Source organism: Amycolatopsis thailandensis (assembly GCF_002234405.1).
Taxonomy (GTDB): Bacteria; Actinomycetota; Actinomycetes; order Mycobacteriales; family Pseudonocardiaceae; genus Amycolatopsis; species Amycolatopsis thailandensis.
The window spans coordinates 1-1176 of record NZ_NMQT01000257.1 but is presented as its reverse complement, the minus strand read 5'-3'; the positions used below and the strand labels follow the sequence as shown (position 1 = coordinate 1176).

1 pseudogene is annotated in these 1176 nt (G+C 65.4%); it reads right to left on the bottom strand.

Annotated elements, in window-relative coordinates:
• Nucleotides 1-1107, bottom strand: a pseudogene (locus tag CFP71_RS42095) (hypothetical protein); the annotation flags it as partial.
• Nucleotides 1108-1176: the final 69 nt, after the last annotated feature.

Genomic DNA, 1176 nt, shown 5'->3' with positions numbered 1-1176 from the left:
CGGCTTCTGCCCGCCACCACCGGAAGACGGACCGCCACCACCGGACGACGGGCCACCGCCACCGGTGTCCTTGCCCCCGCCACCCTTCTCGACGGGCTTTTCGCCGCCCGTCTCCGGGGTCTTGCCCAAGTCCGCGAACGGGTTTTCGACCACCTTGCCGACCGATTCGTTGAACGCACGCCACGCACCGTTGATGGCGTCACGCGTGTTCTTGCACACCAGCTGGAAGTTCTCGATGTGCTTGCCGAACCAGGCGAGGAAGACGTCCTTCAACCAGGCCACCGCCTGAGGTTTGAGAACCTCGTCGATGGTGCTCTGGTCGATGTCGCCCCAGTCGTCGTTGAAGGCGTTCTTGGCGTCGATGCTCAGGAACTTGATGCAGTGGATGATGTCGTTCTGGCTGCACGAGCCGTCCGCGATGCGGATGATCCGCTCGATGTCCTGCGCGGTGGCGTCACCGACCTTGTCCGTGTACCACTTCTGCAGCCACTCGACCTTCTCCCGGCAGAACTTGCCGACCGAAGCATTCGTCCGCAGCAGTCCGTCACCCGCGGCCTTGAAGGCCTCGGCGACCTGACCGGTCTTGTCCGAGTAGGCCTTCTGATAGGCACGCGCCTGATCCGCGGCGGCGCCTTCCCAGGTGCCCAGCGAGTTGCCGAGCTTCCCGGAGACGTCCTGCGCCGACCCGGCGATGGCCGTGCCGACCGCGGTCAGCTCGTCCGCGCTCGCCTTGAACAGGTTGAACGGGATGTTGTCCTGCTCGTGGTAAAGCCGCTGGAGCTCGGTGAGCGCCACCGCGGCCCCGCCGCCCGCCAGGCTCAGCGCGCGGACGTAGATCGGGTGGAAGATCTCGTAGACCTTGAACCCCGACAGACCGGGGACCATGATGTCGTTCGAATTCGCGCAGCCCGGGTCGGTCTCGGTGGCGCGGCCGGCGATTTCCTGGGTCTTCGCCGCGTCCTTGTTCAGCGCGTCGCGGTCGCCCTGCCGTCCCGCGGCCTGGTTCGCGTCGTACTTCTCGTGCGCGGCCTTGTAGGACTTCTTGACCTCGTCGATCGGCGCGTAGTTGTCGTTGAGGTCGCTCTCGGTGATCCAGTCACCGTTCATCGACTTGACGTAATCCCGAAAGCCGTTCCGATCGGCCTCGCTGGCGAAACCGCAGCTTTCCGGGCTCTC